14 protein-coding genes and 3 pseudogenes are annotated in these 15,017 nt (G+C 72.5%); 8 read left to right on the forward strand and 9 right to left on the reverse strand.

Annotated features, from left to right (window positions below):
• Window positions 1-15: 15 nt before the first annotated feature.
• Entirely contained in the window at window positions 16-939 is a 924-nt protein-coding gene (locus AW27_RS07130) for an LLM class F420-dependent oxidoreductase (RefSeq protein ID WP_037915153.1), read from the reverse strand.
• Window positions 940-1,142: 203 nt separating this feature from the next.
• On the opposite strand from AW27_RS07130, the gene AW27_RS07135 reads away from it, so the two are divergent.
• The gene (locus AW27_RS07135; protein ID WP_037915150.1) at window positions 1,143-1,394 is read left to right on the forward strand and encodes a hypothetical protein; all 252 of its coding nucleotides are present in this window, start codon (window positions 1,143-1,145) and stop codon (window positions 1,392-1,394) included.
• A 77-nt stretch (window positions 1,395-1,471) separates the two neighbouring features.
• Here AW27_RS07135 and AW27_RS07140 read toward each other — a convergent pair whose 3' ends face one another.
• The 4 genes from AW27_RS07140 to AW27_RS07155 form a co-directional block, all read right to left on the reverse strand.
• Window positions 1,472-1,957 (reverse strand): DUF6099 family protein, encoded by a 486-nt coding sequence (locus tag AW27_RS07140; RefSeq protein WP_037915147.1) that lies wholly within the window; start codon window positions 1,955-1,957, stop codon window positions 1,472-1,474.
• A gap of 123 nt (window positions 1,958-2,080) precedes the next feature.
• Window positions 2,081-2,473, reverse strand: a complete 393-nt coding sequence (locus tag AW27_RS07145) for a nucleotide pyrophosphohydrolase (RefSeq protein ID WP_052029986.1) — start codon at window positions 2,471-2,473, stop codon at window positions 2,081-2,083.
• Entirely contained in the window at window positions 2,470-3,906 is a 1,437-nt protein-coding gene (locus tag AW27_RS07150; protein ID WP_236647422.1) for an AAA family ATPase, read from the reverse strand. Before AW27_RS07150 ends, AW27_RS07145 begins: the two co-directional genes overlap by 4 nt.
• 67 nt (window positions 3,907-3,973) lie before the next feature.
• Window positions 3,974-4,369 (reverse strand): cell division protein SepF, encoded by a 396-nt coding sequence (locus AW27_RS07155; protein WP_030031705.1) that lies wholly within the window; start codon window positions 4,367-4,369, stop codon window positions 3,974-3,976.
• Between the two features lie 154 nt (window positions 4,370-4,523).
• Between AW27_RS07155 and AW27_RS07160 the strand changes: the two genes are divergently transcribed.
• From AW27_RS07160 to meaB, 4 genes are all read left to right on the forward strand, one after another.
• The gene (locus AW27_RS07160; RefSeq protein WP_037915142.1) at window positions 4,524-5,243 is read left to right on the forward strand and encodes a DUF2470 domain-containing protein; all 720 of its coding nucleotides are present in this window, start codon (window positions 4,524-4,526) and stop codon (window positions 5,241-5,243) included.
• A gap of 545 nt (window positions 5,244-5,788) precedes the next feature.
• On the forward strand, window positions 5,789-7,654 hold the full coding sequence (locus AW27_RS07165; protein WP_037915139.1) for a methylmalonyl-CoA mutase family protein: 1,866 nt from the start codon (window positions 5,789-5,791) through the stop codon (window positions 7,652-7,654).
• Complete coding sequence (gene scpA / locus AW27_RS07170) at window positions 7,651-9,837, forward strand: methylmalonyl-CoA mutase (protein WP_037915136.1); 2,187 nt, start codon at window positions 7,651-7,653, stop codon at window positions 9,835-9,837. Before AW27_RS07165 ends, scpA begins: the two co-directional genes overlap by 4 nt.
• A gap of 10 nt (window positions 9,838-9,847) precedes the next feature.
• A complete protein-coding gene (gene meaB, locus AW27_RS07175; RefSeq protein ID WP_037917687.1) occupies window positions 9,848-10,837 on the forward strand; it encodes a methylmalonyl Co-A mutase-associated GTPase MeaB in 990 nt (329 codons plus the stop codon).
• A 91-nt stretch (window positions 10,838-10,928) separates the two neighbouring features.
• On the opposite strand, the gene AW27_RS07180 is transcribed toward meaB, so the two are convergent.
• Window positions 10,929-11,930, reverse strand: coding sequence for an asparaginase (locus AW27_RS07180; RefSeq protein ID WP_037915133.1), 1,002 nt, complete (start codon window positions 11,928-11,930; stop codon window positions 10,929-10,931).
• A gap of 121 nt (window positions 11,931-12,051) precedes the next feature.
• Here AW27_RS07180 and AW27_RS07185 point away from each other — a divergent pair, with 121 nt between their 5' ends.
• Window positions 12,052-12,504: an Lrp/AsnC family transcriptional regulator gene (locus AW27_RS07185; protein WP_037915130.1), complete on the forward strand. Its 453-nt coding sequence runs from the start codon at window positions 12,052-12,054 to the stop codon at window positions 12,502-12,504.
• A gap of 62 nt (window positions 12,505-12,566) precedes the next feature.
• On the opposite strand, the pseudogene argB reads toward AW27_RS07185, so the two are convergent.
• Window positions 12,567-12,934: pseudogene (gene argB / locus AW27_RS07190) on the reverse strand (acetylglutamate kinase); the annotation flags it as partial.
• Between the two features lie 276 nt (window positions 12,935-13,210).
• On the opposite strand from argB, the gene AW27_RS07195 reads away from it, so the two are divergent.
• Window positions 13,211-13,447: an MbtH family protein gene (locus tag AW27_RS07195; RefSeq protein ID WP_037915127.1), complete on the forward strand. Its 237-nt coding sequence runs from the start codon at window positions 13,211-13,213 to the stop codon at window positions 13,445-13,447.
• Window positions 13,448-13,588: 141 nt separating this feature from the next.
• Entirely contained in the window at window positions 13,589-13,759 is a 171-nt protein-coding gene (locus AW27_RS34550) for a hypothetical protein (protein ID WP_483316533.1), read from the forward strand.
• 32 nt (window positions 13,760-13,791) lie between these two features.
• Here the strand turns inward: AW27_RS34550 and AW27_RS34555 are convergent.
• Window positions 13,792-14,172: pseudogene (locus tag AW27_RS34555) on the reverse strand (SidA/IucD/PvdA family monooxygenase); the annotation flags it as partial.
• A gap of 465 nt (window positions 14,173-14,637) precedes the next feature.
• Window positions 14,638-14,943: pseudogene (locus tag AW27_RS07205) on the reverse strand (ABC transporter permease); the annotation flags it as partial.
• Window positions 14,944-15,017: the final 74 nt, after the last annotated feature.

A 15,017-nucleotide genomic window follows, 5' to 3' on the forward strand; every position in this document is an offset into this window, starting at 1 on the left:
CGCTTTCCCCGTCCGCTAGTGGAGCTGGGGGAGCACCCGGGCCGAGATCAGCTCCAGGTGGTCCAGGTCGTCGAGGTCGAGCAGCTGGAGGTAGACGCGGGAGGAGCCGACGGCGCCGTACGCGCCGATCTTCTCCACGACCTCGGCCGGGGAGCCGGCCAGGCCGTTGGCCCTGAGCTCGTCCACGTCGCGGCCGATGGCGGCGGCCCGGCGGGCCACCTCGGCGTCGTCCTTGCCCACGCAGACCACGAGGGCGTTGGAGTAGACGAGGTCGTCGGGCTTCCGACCGGCCTGCACTGCGGCCTCCCTGACCCGGCCGAACTGCCGCTCGCTGTCGGCGATCGACGCGAAGGGCATGTTGAACTCGTCGGCGTACCGCGCGGCGAGACGCGGGGTGCGCCTGGCCCCGTGGCCACCCACGAGGAGCGGGACCCGGTGCTGGGCGGGCTTGGGGAGCGCGGGCGAGTTCTCCACCCGGTAGTGGACGCCCGTGTAGTCGAAGGTGGCGCCCGGCGCGGTGGCCCACAGCCCGGTGACGATGGCCAGCTGTTCCTCCAGCCGGGACATCCGGTCCGCCGGGAAGGGAATGCCGTAGGCCTTGTGCTCCTCCTCGAACCAGCCGGCGCCCAGGCCCAGCTCGATGCGGCCGCCGGACATCTGGTCGACCTGGGCCACCTGGATGGCCAGGACGCCGGGCAGCCGGAAGGTGCCGGCCGTCATCAGGGTGCCGAGACGGATCCTTGTGGTCTCGCGGGCCAGCCCGGCGAGGGTGATCCAGGCGTCGGTGGGGCCGGGCAGGCCGTCGGCGGCTCCCATCCGCAGGTAGTGGTCGGAGCGGAAGAACGCATCGAAGCCGAGGTCCTCGGTGGCCTTGGCGACGGTCAGGAGGGTGTCGTAGCTCGCGCCCTGCTGGGGCTCGGTGAAAATGCGAAGATCCATACCTTCCATCCTGCCCCTCCCGCCCCGCCAGGGTGAATCTTCGTCAACCGGACGTGTCGATGCCCTGCGCCCTCAGTGACCGGCCCGGACCGGGATCGTTTGCCCGGACGGAGCCGGACCGCCCGGCCCGCGCGCCGGCGGCTTCTCGCCGGTGCGTCCACCGCCCCCTTCCCCTCGGAAGGGCCAGGGCCGAGGAGGCCGCCATGTCCCACGAGGCCGTGCCGCAGACCCCCCGACAGACCGGCTGGACCGGACAGGCCGCACACGACGCACACGACGCACGGCAGGAGTCGGCTGCGCCCGCGCAGAGCGGCGGCGCCCCGAAGGGCCTGCTGCAGCAGATGGAGGAGCTGATGGCCGCGCTGAACGCCGACCTCTCGCAGCTCGACGCCGATCTGCAGTCCTCCGCGGACCGCACCGCCGGGAGCGAGCGCCCGTTCCACCGGTCCTCCTGACCATGCGGGTCCCGTCGCGCACGGCGGGACCCGGCCCGTGCCGCTGTCTCCACCGCCCGTGCCGGGCCGTGTCCGGCTCAGGCCACGCCCGAGGCGGACCCCCGCTCGCGCACCGTCATGCGGCGCAGGATGGCCCGCACCCGGTCGCTGGACTCGTCAGCCGCATCGATCGACTCTATGCACTGCCAGTACAGGGCCTCGTCGTCCGTGCCGCAGGCCACCCCCACCAGGGCTATCCCCACTTCGCCCAGGAGTGCCTGGAGCCCGAGGAGCACCTGGCGGACATCCGCCACCACGCTCAGCTGTGCGGCTCGCGGCGGGTACTCGGGCGCGCTGCCCTCGCCGCGCAGGGCCGCCCGGTCCAGTACCCCGCATCCTCTGCCACCCGCTTCCCCCAGTCCCCGCGCCTCCGATCTCAGCTCAGGCGGCCCGGTGACCGCCAGCCAGCTCCCGATTCCCTGTGCGAGCGCCTGGGCCTGCCAGGCCTCGCCCACGATGTCCCACGCAGCCCCGCTCTGTGCCAGCGCGTGCCGGCCGGCCGCGATGAGCCGTACCGCATCCATGTGCCGTCCCCCGTCCGCACGACATCCCGCCGTCCTCACCACTACCCAGAGTGAGGGCAACAGGCCGGTAAAGCCAGGGGTATTCGGAAAATGTGGACAGAATCGTGATTGTGGAAGAGTCCATCACTCCGAAGAGTGACGATTCGGTGTCGGACCACCCGTTACGGGGAAGCGCAGTTCATTCCTCTCGATCTTCGCGGCGAGCGCATCCAGCACATCCACCCCGAGAACCTCACAGAACTGCAGCAGATACGCGAGCACGTCGGCGACCTCATCGGCCACGCGATGGGCGGAGTCCGGTTCCTCCATGACCTTCGCCGACTGCTCCGGTGTCAGCCACTGGAAGATCTCGACCAGTTCGGAGGCCTCCACGCTCAGCGCCACCGCCAGGTTCTTGGGCGTGTGGTACGGCTGCCAGCCGCGCGCCGCCGCGAACTGCACGAGCCTGCGCTGCAACAGGTCCAGCCGTTCCGCGGGGGGCCGTTCGGGCTGCCGGGACTCCTGCGTCTCGTTCATGCCGACAGGTCTACCACCGATACGCCCGGCAAGTGGCGGGCGGCGGCCGCGGTCCCCTCCCCCACGGCCGCCACCAGCCGGACGTGGCCCCGGCCGCAGGACAGCAGCGCCAGCCGCAGCAGTTCGGCGCCCTGCCTGCCGTCGAGGTCGCGGTCGAGGCCGTCGGCCAGCACGGTCAGCGCCTGCTGCGCGGCGAGCAGTTCGGCGGCCGGGTCCATGTCCAGTACGCCCGGTCCGGTGAGCAGGACCAGCGCCAGTGCCAGGAAGCGGAGTTCGCCCGCGCCGAGCCGGGCCAGTTCCGTGGCGGGCCGGCCGGGTCCGCGGTCCAGCACCGCGGTGACGGCGCCGCCTTCGGGAGCCCTCACGTCCAGGGCGGCGACGGGTCCCGCGCAGCCGGTACGGGCGGCCTCGGCCAGCAGGGCGTGGCGGGTACCGCACTCGTGGCGGGTACGGCGCAGTACGTCGGCCAGGTTGGCGCAGTCGCCCAGCAGCCGGCCCTCGCCCCGGGGGACGGGCGCGCGCATCCACTCCGGGCGGGGGTCGCAGGCGAACACCGAGCGCAGGGCCACGATCACCTGCTCGGAGGCGGTCAGCACCTTCCGCTGGCCGGCCGTGGAGCCCGCGACCCGCAGCGGGAGCAGCGCGGTGCCGAGGCGATCGTCGGGCAGCGGGGCCCGGGTGACGCCGACGGCGCCGCCGGTCAGCCAGGCGGCCTGCACCGAACGCCGGCCGGGGTCGCGCAGGGCGGTGGCGAACAGGATCTGCCCGTCCTGCGTGAGCCGTTCCCCGACGATCCGCAGGGTGGGTTCGGCCTGGACGGCGAGGTCGAGCCGGACCGGACCGGCGGGCCCGTCGACCGTGCACCCGAGGCGGAACCCGCGCCGGTGCTGGGCGTCGGGGAGGGCCCCTTCGGGGATCCGGGCGGCGGGATCGGGGAATGCCTCCTCGACGGTGGCGCCCGCGCCGAGCCCGGCCAACGCCTCGTAGGCGGCCAGGACCTGGGACTTGCCGCTGCCGCTCGGGCCGGCGAAGAGGGTGACGGACCCGACCGGAAAGGCCGCGCCCCGGTGCCGCCCGAAGGCGGACAGTCGCAACTCAGTGACGACGGGACGCAGATGCGGGGGCCGGTTTGCCGCGTCGGCGGGCCGGGCGCCGCCGCGGCGGGCCGCCTGCGGAGAAGCCGGAGCGGGGTCGGCCGGAAGCGGCGCCACCGTGGGATCGGCCGCCGTGACAGCGGGGCCGGGTCCCGGGGCGCCGGAACACGCCGCCTCGGGACCGCCGGGGAGGGGAGCCGCCGGGGCGTCCCGCCCGTCGGGCGGCGAGGGCGCGGGCGAGGGCGCGGGCGCGGCCGGAAACGGCGGCGGTCCGCCGACCGGTCCGGTCGCGGGGGAATCGGTACGGGTGTCGCCCAACGCGACGGCGGTGGCGTCCATGCGCCGGACGGTACGGGTCGCCGGGCCCCCCGCGGCCCCGGCGAACCGTTACTTCGTACGGACCTTCCTACGATCGGGGGACGGCCGCGGCCGCGATCCCCTCGACCTCGGTCCCCACGGGCGCGAGCAGGAAGACGTTCCGATCCACCCGGTGCATCCCGCTGCCCAGCCCGAAGACCACCCCACTGCTGAAGTCGAGGATCCGCTTGGCCACTTCGCTGTCCGCGCCGGTGAGGTCGAGCAGGACCGGGATCTGCGCGATCAGGTACTCGGCGACCTCCCGCGCGTCCGCGAAGATCTGGACTCTGATCACCACGAAGCGCCGCTGCTCCGCCGCGGCCGCCCCGGGCGACTTGGGAATCGTGCGGTGGTCCACCCGGGAGGGCCACTCGTTGCGACTGCGCAGCGGTACCACCTGCGCGAGCCCCTCCCACTGTTCATCGGTGACGTCGTACCTGCTCACCGGGCCGCCTCGGCCGCGCGCTTCATGTGCATCCCCCCATCCTCTCGCGTTTCACCCGTTCAGCCCAACAGCGACACGAAGCGTGCCGGGTGCCCCCGGAAGTGAAATGAGTTAGGTTAGGCATACCTAACCATCTGACGATGGAGAGATCCGCATGCGCCTGTTCGGTGACCCCACGACCCCGGCCGCCCTGCCCACCGCCGCCGAGCGGATCCGGTCGGTCCTGACCGCCGCCCACTCCATGACGGTGACCACCGACGGCCTGCGCACCGAAGTCCGGCACCTCGACGGCGGCGACCCCATGGGCCGCCTGCACCTGCACCCCGCCGAGCCCGGCGGCCACGCGGAACACCGGCCCGCGATCCGGCTGGAGTTCACCGACGTCGCACCCACCCCCGTCCGGGACCGGGTGCGCGCCCGCGTCACCGTGCTCGGCCGGCTGCTCACCCCCCACTCCGACCTGTCCCCCGGGTCCGGCGCCGAGTCGGTCTGCATGGAGTTCGATCGGGCCGTGCTGGAGACCGCCGACGGGATCGCCCACGTCGGCCTGGAGGAGCTCGACCGGGCCGACCCCGACCCGCTCGCCGCGCACGAGGCGGGCATGCTCACGCACCTCCTCGACGACCACCACGACCTCGTGACCCTGCTGCTGCGCCTGGTCCGGCCGCACCCCACGGCCGCGGTCGTGCGTGCCCTGCCGCTGGCCATGGACCGCTACGGGATCACCCTGCGGCTGGAGGAGCGGCGCGGCCACCGCGACGTACGGCTGGCCTTCCCCTCGCCCCTCACCCACGTCGAGCAGTCGGGCGCCCAGATCCAGGCGCTCTTCAGCGCGGCGCGCAGGCGCTCGCACCGCAACACGCTGCCGGCCTGAGCATTCGGGAACACCCCTGACGGAGGCCCCGCGGAGGGCGATCAGGAAAGCCACCTCCTCCAGCACGTACGGATCGTCCTGACCGTCCGGCACCACGGCCCGCCGGTCCCGGCGACGGGCCGTGGTGTCGGAAGGCCGACGCCCCTCCGTCCCGGAGCGCCCGGAGCAGCCCGAAGCCGGTCGGAGTCCCGTCCGGCCCTACCCGCCACGCGGTCCCCCCGGATGCGCCGCGGGCCACCGGGGCCGGGCGGCGTCCCTTCTGTCGGATGTCTGCAATCGGGCGGTCATGGCCGGGACCGGGCCGGCGGGCGCTCCGCAGGGGGCCGCCCGGAGGAGCCGCGGGCCGCCGCGCCGGAGCCCCCGACCGTGCGCGGCGCCCCCGAAAGGGATCGCGGTCCCCCGGGCGGGTCCGGCCGCGCCGGCCCGGGCCGCCGCAACCGTCCTGCTCAGCCGGGTGTTCCAGGACCTCCTCGGCACGGCGCGAGAGGGGGAGATCACACCCGCCGGTATGGTGCCACCTGAGCGCGCTCCCCTACATTCGAGCCATGACGGTCCTGCCTGACGACGGGCTCTCCCTGGCCGCCGAGTTCCCTGACGCGACGCATGAGCAGTGGCAGCGCCTTGTAGAAGGCGTACTGCGCAAGTCGGGCAAGGAAGCATCCGGCGAGGCCGCAGAGGAAGCGCTGTCCACCCGACTCGAGGACGGGCTCACCACCCGCCCGCTGTACACCGCGCCGTCCGACGGGACGGTGCCCGACACCGGATTTCCCGGCTTCGCCCCCTTCGTCCGCGGAGGCAGGCCGGAAGGCACCACCGCGAACGGCTGGGACGTGCGCCAGCGCCTCGCGGGCACCGATCCGCAGCGCCTGAACGAAGCGGCCCTCGCCGACCTGGAGAACGGGGTCACCTCCCTCTGGCTCACCGTGGGCAGCGGCGGCATCCCGGTCGATGGTCTCGCCCGGGCCCTGGAGGGGGTCTACCTGGACCTCGCGCCGATCGCCCTGGACGCCGGAGCCGACTACGCGGGGGCCGCCCGCGCGCTGCTGGACCTGTGCGCCGAGCGATCGGTGGCGCCGGAGGCCGTGCGGGCCTCCCTGGGCGCCGATCCGCTGGGTCACGAGGCACGGACCGGCGAGGCACTGGACCAGGCCGCCGCCGTGGAGCTGGCGCGGGAGGCCGCCGCCGGCCTGCCCGGGGTGCGGACCCTGACCGTGGACGCCCTCCCGTACCACGAGGCCGGCGGCAGCGCCGCCGAGGAGCTGGGGCTGTCACTGGCCACCGGAGTCGCCTACCTGCGCGCCCTCTCCGCAGGTGGGCTGAGCGTCGAAGCCGCGCTCGGCCAGATCGAGTTCCGGTACGCGGCCACCGCTGACCAGTTCCTCACCATCGCCAAGTTCCGCGCCGCGCGCCGGCTGTGGGCCCGGATCGCCGAGGCCTCGGGGGCTCCGGAGGCCGGCGCCCAGCTCCAGCACGCGGTCACCTCGCCGGTGATGATGACCCGCCGCGACCCCTGGGTGAACATGCTGCGCACCACCGTGGCCTGCATGGCCGCGGGTGTCGGCGGGGCCGACTCGGTCACCGTGCTCCCCTTCGACAACGAGCTCGGCCTGCCGGACGCGTTCGCGCGCCGCATCGCCCGCAACACCTCCACCATCCTGCTGGAGGAGTCGCACCTGGCCCGGGTGATCGACCCGGCCGGCGGCTCCTACTACGTCGAGCGCCTCACCGACGAACTCGCCCATGCAGCCTGGGAGTTCTTCCGAACCCTGGAGAGGGCCGGCGGCCTGGCCGCAGCCCTGCGCTCCGGGCTGGTCGCCGACCGGCTCGCCGCCACCTGGGCGGAGCGCTCCCGGAAGCTGGCCAAGCGCCGCGAACCCATCACCGGTGTCAGCGAGTTCCCGCTGCTCTCGGAGAAGCCCGTCGTCCGCGAGCCCGCGCCCGCCGCCCCGACGGGCGGACTGCCGCGCGTACGGCGGGACGAGGCGTACGAGGCCCTGCGCGCCCGCAGTGACGCCCACCTGGCGCAGACCGGCGCCCGGCCGAGGATCTTCCTCGCTGCGCTGGGCCCGGCGGCCGCGCACACCGCGCGCGCCACCTTCGCCTCCAACCTGTTCCAGGCGGGCGGCGTCGAGCCGGTGCACGACCCGGTGTCGGTGGACCCGCGGACGGCCGCCGAGGCGTACGCGGCGAGCGGCGCCGACGGCATGGCCGTGCTCTGCTCCAGCGACGTCCTGTACGAGGAGCAGGCCGCGGCGGTGGCCGCCGCGCTGCGCGGCGCGGGCGCCACGACGGTCTTCCTCGCCGGACGACCGGGCACCGCAGAGGCTTCCGTGGACGAGTACGTCTTCGCCGGCTGTGACGCCGTCGCCGTGCTGTCCTCCGTACTCGACCGGATGGGAGTGCCCGCATGAGCATCCCCGATTTCTCCGAGCTGGCGCTCGGTCCCACCGCCGCCGCCGGGATCTCGGAGGAGCAGTGGCGCTCCTCGGTGAAGGAGTCCACCGGCACCGCGGCCGCCGACCTGCTGTGGGAGACGCCCGAGGGCATCGGCGTCAAGCCGCTCTACACCGGGCGGGACGTGGAGGGCCTGGACTTCCTTCGGACGTACCCGGGTGTGGCCCCGTACCTGCGCGGCCCGTACCCGACGATGTACGTCAACCAGCCCTGGACGATCCGGCAGTACGCCGGCTTCTCCACGGCCGAGGAGTCGAACGCCTTCTACCGGCGCAACCTGGCGTCCGGCCAGAAGGGCCTGTCGGTGGCCTTCGACCTGCCGACGCACCGCGGCTACGACAGCGACCACCCGCGCGTCACCGGTGACGTCGGCATGGCGGGCGTGGCGATCGACTCGATCTACGACATGCGGCAGCTGTTCGACGGGATCCCGCTGGACAGGATGTCGGTGTCGATGACGATGAACGGCGCGGTGCTGCCCGTCCTCGCGCTCTACATCGTGGCCGCGGAGGAGCAGGGCGTCTCCCCCGACAAGCTGGCCGGGACCATCCAGAACGACATCCTCAAGGAGTTCATGGTCCGCAACACCTACATCTATCCGCCGGGGCCCTCGATGCGGATCATCTCCGACATCTTCGCCTTCACCTCGCAGAAGATGCCCCGGTACAACTCGATCTCCATCTCCGGCTACCACATCCAGGAGGCCGGTGCCACGGCCGACCTGGAGCTGGCCTACACCCTCGCGGACGGTGTGGAGTACCTGCGGGCCGGCCAGGCGGTGGGGCTGGACGTGGACGCGTTCGCGCCGCGCCTGTCGTTCTTCTGGGCGATCGGCATGAACTTCTTCATGGAGGTCGCGAAGCTGCGCGCGGCCCGCCTGCTGTGGGCGCGCCTGGTCAAGCAGTTCGACCCGAAGAACGCCAAGTCGCTCTCCCTGCGCACGCATTCGCAGACCTCGGGCTGGTCGCTGACCGCGCAGGACGTCTTCAACAACGTGACGCGCACCTGCATCGAGGCGATGGCGGCCACCCAGGGGCACACCCAGTCCCTGCACACCAACGCCCTCGACGAGGCGCTCGCGCTGCCGACGGACTTCTCGGCGCGCATCGCCCGCAACACCCAGCTGTTGCTGCAGCAGGAGTCGGGGACCTGCCGGTCGATCGACCCGTGGGGCGGCAGCGCGTACGTGGAGAAGCTGACGTACGACCTGGCGCGGCGGGCCTGGCAGCACATCGAGGAGGTCGAGGCGGCCGGCGGCATGGCGCAGGCCATCGACGCGGGCATCCCCAAGCTGCGCGTGGAGGAGGCCGCGGCCCGTACGCAGGCGCGGATCGACTCCGGCCGCCAGCCGGTGATCGGCGTCAACAAGTACCGGGTGGACAGCGACGAGGCGATCGAGGTCCTCAAGGTCGACAACTCCTCGGTGCGCGCCCAGCAGATCGCCAAGCTGCGGCGGCTGCGCGAGGAGCGTGACGAGGCCATCACCCAGGGCACGCTGCGGGCACTGACGAACGCCGCGGAGCGCGGCGACGGCAACCTCCTCGCCCTCGCGGTGGACGCGGCCCGCGCCAAGGCGACCGTGGGTGAGATCTCGGACGCACTGGAGAAGGTGTACGGACGGCACGCGAGCCAGATCCGTACGATCGCGGGCGTGTACCGAAACGAAGCGGGCGAGTCCCCGTCGGTGGAGCGCACCCGTGCGCTGGTGGACCGGTTCGAGCAGGCGGAGGGTCGTCGTCCGCGCATCCTGGTGGCCAAGATGGGCCAGGACGGGCACGACCGGGGCCAGAAGGTGATCGCGACCGCCTTCGCCGACCTCGGCTTCGACGTGGACGTCGGCCCGCTGTTCCAGACCCCGGCGGAGGTGGCCCGTCAGGCCGTCGAGGCGGACGTCCACGTCGTGGGCGTGTCGTCGCTGGCGGCCGGCCACCTGACCCTCGTACCGGCGCTGCGCGAGCAGCTGGCGGAGGAGGGCCGTGAGGACATCATGATCGTCGTGGGCGGGGTGATTCCGCCGGCCGATGTCCCGACGCTGCTGGAGATGGGCGCCACCGCGGTGTTCCCGCCCGGGACGGTCATCCCGGACGCGGCCCACGACCTGGTGACGCGGCTGGCCGCGGACCTGGGCCACGAGCTGTAGGCGGGTGCCGGTGCCGAAGATCGACATCGAGGCGTACGCGAAGGGGGTGCTCGACGGGAAGCGCGCGTTCATCGCGCGTGCGATCACCCTCGTCGAGTCCACCCTGCCCGCCCACCGGGTGCTCGCGCAGAGCCTGTTGACGGAGCTGCTGCCGCACGCGGGGCGGACCCGGCGGATCGGCATCAGCGGTGTGCCGGGGGTGGGGAAGTCCACCTTCATCGACGCCTTCGGCACGATGCTGACGGGGCTCGGCCACCGGGTGGCGGTGCTCGCGGTGGACCCGTCGTCGACGCGCACCGGCGGCTCCATCCTGGGCGACAAGACCCGGATGGAGCGACTGTCGGTGGACCCGGCGGCCTTCGTGCGGCCCTCGCCGTCGGCGGGGACGCTCGGCGGGGTCGCCAGGGCCACCCGCGAGTCGATGATCGTGATGGAGGCGGCGGGCTACGACGTGGTCCTGGTCGAGACGGTCGGCGTGGGCCAGTCGGAGACCACGGTGGCGGGCATGGTCGACTCCTTCCTGCTGCTGTCGCTGGCCCGTACCGGCGACCAGTTGCAGGGCATCAAGAAGGGCGTCCTGGAGCTCGCCGACGTACTGGCGGTGAACAAGGCGGACGGCCCGCACGAGCGGGACGCCAAGGCCGCCGCCCGGGAGCTGTCGGGCGCGCTGCGGCTGATGCATCCGGTGGACGCTGCCTGGACGCCGCCGGTGCTGACGTGCAGCGCCCGGGAGTCGACGGGCCTGGACGAGGTGTGGAACCGCCTGGAGCAGCACCGCGCGCTGCTGGACGCGGGGGGCCGGCTGGCGGCGAAGCGGGCGGCGCAGCAGGTGGAGTGGACCTGGTCGATGGTCCGTGACGAGCTGCTCGAACGCCTCCGCGCGAACCCGGCCGTACGGGAGCTCGCACCGGGTCTGGAGGCCGAGGTCAGGGCGGGCTCGCTGACCCCGACGTCGGCGGCGGACCGCATCCTGTCGGCCTTCGGGAGCCCGGGCGCCTGAACCCCCTGGGCCGTACCGCCGGCGGTGCTGCGAGAAGGCCGTGCCCCCGGCCCCCGGACGCGTGCCGGGGGCCGGGGGCACGGCCGTGCCGTCATGCCTCGACCAGCACCGACCCGGTCGGGGTGAGGGCCTCGCGGAGCAGGCGGAGCTGTTCGACCGTGTTCTCGGTGGACAGCAGGGCGGAGAGGATTGCGATGCGGGCCTGGCCGGCGCGCAGGGTGCCGGTGGGGACGGCGCCGGCGGCCACGAGGTCCACCGCTCCGCCGTGCGTGTAGATCTCGGTGACCGGCCCGGCCATGACCCGGGTGGTCAGGGCGACCAGCACGCCTCGGGCGACGGCGGCCCGGACGGCCTCGACGATCTCCGGGGTGGCGTTGCCCGCGCCGGTCCCGATGAGGACGATGCCGCGCGCGCCGGCTTCGACGGAGGCGTTCAGGAGCACCGGGTCGGCGTCGGCGTGGTGCATCACCACGTCGACGCGCGGCGGGACTTCGGGCATCGCCGGCAGCGGAAGGGCGGCCGGGCGCCGGGGGGTGCGCAGGATGGTGACCTTGCCGAAGCCGACCTTCCCGAGCAGTTCCTTGGAGGGGTCCGCGAACGCGTCCAGTTCCACGGCCTGTGTCTTCACGGTGCCGCGCGCGGCGTGCACGCGTCCGGCGAAGGAGATCAGGACGCCGAGCCCGCGGGTGGTGGCGGCGGTGAGCAGCGCGTCGTACAGGTTCCCCGGTCCGTCGCCGTCGGCGGTCCCCATCGGGCGCTGCGCGCCGGTGAAGACCACGGGGCGCGGGTCGTGGTGGTGCAGGTCGACGAGGAACGCCGACTCCTCCAGGGTGTCGGTGCCGTGGGTGACGACGATGCCGTCGACGCCCGGGTCGGCGAGCACCTCGTGCACGGTGCGCAGGAGGGTGAGCTGGTGGGCCGTGGTGAGTCGGGGGCTGTTCACGCTGAACAGGTCGACGACCTCGACGGTCATGCCTTCCGGCAGTGGTGCCGTGGCGATGACCTCGTTGCCGTCGGCGTCGGCCGCGAAGCCGGAGCCCTGCCAGCGGCTGGCTATCGTGCCGCCGGTGCTGATGACGACGATCCGTCCCATGCTGCCTGGCCACCCTTCACTCGTACATATGTACTTAAAGCAGCAATGATAGAGAGATCTGTACGCAATGTGCTTGCGTCTTCCGCCGAGGTGGCGAGAAGACACGGGTGATAATTGCGCCATGGATGCCATTGACCGCGATATCTTGCGCGAGCTTCAGGCCGACGGGCGGCTGAGCAACCAGGAGCTCGCCCAGCGGGTGGGGCTGACCCCGTCGCCCTGCATGCGCCGGGTGCGCCAGCTGGAACAGGACGGGGTGATCCAGGGCTACCGCGCCGTGATCGACCCCGAGGCGGTCGACCGCGGTTTCGAGGTGCTCGTCTCGGTCGAGGTGCGCCGCGACCGGGAGGCGGTGGAGGCCTTCGAGGCGGCCCTGCAGGACATCCCGGACGTCATCGAGGCCTACCGCCTCTTCGGGAGCCCGGGCTGCCTGCTGCGGATCGCCGTCGCGGACCTGCGGGCGTACGAGCGGCTGTGGATCGAGAAGCTGACCGCCCTCACCGGCATCACCGAGGTCAACTCGCAGATCATCATGAAGCGCGTCAAGGAGCCGACCGGCCTGCCGGTGACCTGAGCGGGCGGCGGCCGGGGCGCGGAACGCCCGTGCCCGACGGCTCGGGGCCGTCGGGCACGGGCGGTGGGGGCATGCGGCGCGACGGCCCGCACCGCGGCGGCCGTGTCGGCGTTGACGTTGCAGACGTGGCCGTCCTCGGCGTCGCGGGCGACGGAGGAAACGACCGGACTGCGGCCGTCCGCGAGGAGCGCCTCCAGGGCGCCGGTATCCACCCGGGTGATCTCGCCGACCCTGCCGATGTCCACGGTTCGCCGTCGACCCACGGGACGTGCGGGACAGCGGTGAGGGTGTCCGCGTCCTCGCCGGTCATCCCGACGGCCAGCGGGCCGTTGGTGTTGATCGGCCCGACGAGCTCACGCCGGACCCGCCCGGCGAGCACCATGCGGACCGCGTCCATCGCGGGAGACGAGGTGACCCGCAGCCCCGCCTTGACGGGAAGACGTGGGAGGAAGTCCGTTCCCGGGAATTCGACCAGAACATCAAAAAACTGGTGCATGGTGTTCGGAGCTGTCCCGTCAACAGGACAGCGGGGGAAGCGCATCGACCGGGCCGGTGGCGTGCCTCATCGGCACTCCGGTCTCCACGGGGCACCCGCAAGGTGCCGTGATCGGGCACGGCGGTCTCGCCGACTCCATCCCCATGAACGGATGACGGCCCCTTCCCGTCCGGGAAACGGACCGTGAACTGCTTGAATTGGAGTGGATGCATGAGCAACAACCCGTTCGACGGCGCCGACGGCCGGTTCTTCGTCTTGGTCAACGACGAGGGCCAGCACTCTCTGTGGCCGTCGTTCGCGGAGATTCCGGCCGGCTGGCACGTCATATTCGGCGAGGAAAGCCGCCAGCTGTGCCTGGAGTACGTCGAGGCGAACTGGACCGACCTGCGGCCGAAGAGCCAGCGCGACGCCATGGCCGCGGACCGGGTTCCGGTCGACGCAGCGTGAAGTGAATCCGGCATTCCGTGCAGCGCGCGGAACGGCCGCAAACGTGCCGGCCAGTTCCTGCTCGACCCTGCGCAGGACGACGGAGTCGGCGATCTCCCCGCTGCGCACGGCGATGTTCGACAGCAGGGGCGACGACAGGCCGTGGGTGTGCTCGGTGCCGCCCTGGAGGTAGATCCCGCAGGACAGCCCCGCCGCGGCGACGAGGCGGTGGTCGCGCTCCACCCGGTGCCGGCCCGCCTCGCCCCGCAGGAGGTGCCGGTCGAAGTCGCCGAGCAGCCCCGCCGGGAAGGGGTGTCGTCGGCGACCGAGTAGCCGTAGGACACGCGGTCGGCGAGGCCGACCGCCGCCCATTCCAGGTACTGGTGGAATTCCTGCCGCGTCGGGAAGAAATCCTGATGGTTGACGAACTGCACCAGCCGACCGGCCGCATGCAGATAGGAAACGAAACTGAACCTGGACACCGGATTGCGCTAGGCGGCCAGGTCCTTGAGGAACGACATCTGCACGGTCGTCGATGGCAGCAGCATGTTGCGGTGCCAGCCGAACGACGCCTTGCGCTCGAAGAACGCGACCTTGAACGGACGGTCCGGAACGTTGGCCCGGTGCTCTTCCAGAGCGATTGCGAGCGACAGTCTGGACGGGCCTAAACCGACGCCCACCACGTCACGAATCTCGTGTTCACGTGTACTCGTTGCCCCCATGGAAAATTCTCCCGCTGGCGTCATGGAATCTCGACCGGTGACCCGAGAGAGCTTTGTTCAGTATTGCTCCAGAGAACGCTCGGCCGATGTTCAAGCTCAGCCGGGAGCAACCCGCTGACGTGCGGGCGGGCGGGTGCTGGACTCCTTCACCCACAGCGGGTGCACGCGCCGGCGCGACACGGCGGACCTCATGCGCCGGCTGCCCTGACCGACCGGAGCGGGCCCGAGACCGGGACCCCCACTTCACCGCCAACGTCGAACTGACCGGGGCCGCACCCCGCTACGTACGGCTGCAGGCGCCGATTGGCGCCTCGACCCCGCCGAGCTGGCCACCCCCACGCCTCCGTCGCCGACGTGCCCGGACTGGCCGAGCACAGCATCGTCGTCGGGTCCCTGTCCGAGAGCCACGCCATCAGCGGTTGGCGGCCGGGCTTCCTGTGCTCCGGCTCCGTGCGGCCCCCTTCGCTTCTGGGTGCGTGCAGCGGATCCCTAGATCTTCGCCTCGCGCTTGAAGGCCGAGCGCGCCCACAGGAAGCCGAGGAGGCTGAGAGCGACGCCCCAGCCCAGCGCCAGCCAGGCGCTGTTGCCGATCTCCGTGCCCATGAGCAGGCCGCGGAGGGTGTCGGTCATCGGGGTGAAGGGCTGGTACTCGGCGAACCAGCGCAGGCCGACCGGCATGGACTCCGGCGGGACGATCGCGCTGCCGAGGAAGGGCAGGAAGGTCAACGGCATGGGGGCGTTGCCCGCCGCCTCGACGCTGCTGGCACCCAGACCGATGGCCGCGGACAGCCAGCTGAGGCCGAAGGCGAGCGGTCCAGGTCCGCCAGTCCTTGCGGTCCGGCGCCCGCCACCCCCGGACCAACAGGGCC

Source organism: Streptomyces sp. PCS3-D2 (assembly GCF_000612545.2).
GTDB lineage: Bacteria > Actinomycetota > Actinomycetes > Streptomycetales > Streptomycetaceae > Streptomyces.

Excerpts from the sequence above, each read along its gene's own strand:
- AW27_RS07130 (WP_037915153.1), bottom strand. The coding sequence starts at position 939 with ATGGATCTTCGCATTTTCACCGAGCCCCAGCAGGGCGCGAGCTACGAC.
- AW27_RS07135 (WP_037915150.1), top strand. The coding sequence starts at position 1,143 with ATGTCCCACGAGGCCGTGCCGCAGACCCCCCGACAGACCGGCTGGACC.
- AW27_RS07140 (WP_037915147.1), bottom strand. The coding sequence starts at position 1,957 with ATGGATGCGGTACGGCTCATCGCGGCCGGCCGGCACGCGCTGGCACAG.
- AW27_RS07145 (WP_052029986.1), bottom strand. The coding sequence starts at position 2,473 with ATGAACGAGACGCAGGAGTCCCGGCAGCCCGAACGGCCCCCCGCGGAA.
- AW27_RS07150 (WP_236647422.1), bottom strand. The coding sequence starts at position 3,906 with ATGGACGCCACCGCCGTCGCGTTGGGCGACACCCGTACCGATTCCCCC.
- AW27_RS07160 (WP_037915142.1), top strand. The coding sequence starts at position 4,524 with ATGCGCCTGTTCGGTGACCCCACGACCCCGGCCGCCCTGCCCACCGCC.
- AW27_RS07165 (WP_037915139.1), top strand. The coding sequence starts at position 5,789 with ATGACGGTCCTGCCTGACGACGGGCTCTCCCTGGCCGCCGAGTTCCCT.
- scpA (WP_037915136.1), top strand. The coding sequence starts at position 7,651 with ATGAGCATCCCCGATTTCTCCGAGCTGGCGCTCGGTCCCACCGCCGCC.
- AW27_RS07180 (WP_037915133.1), bottom strand. The coding sequence starts at position 11,930 with ATGGGACGGATCGTCGTCATCAGCACCGGCGGCACGATAGCCAGCCGC.
- AW27_RS07185 (WP_037915130.1), top strand. The coding sequence starts at position 12,052 with ATGGATGCCATTGACCGCGATATCTTGCGCGAGCTTCAGGCCGACGGG.
- AW27_RS07195 (WP_037915127.1), top strand. The coding sequence starts at position 13,211 with ATGAGCAACAACCCGTTCGACGGCGCCGACGGCCGGTTCTTCGTCTTG.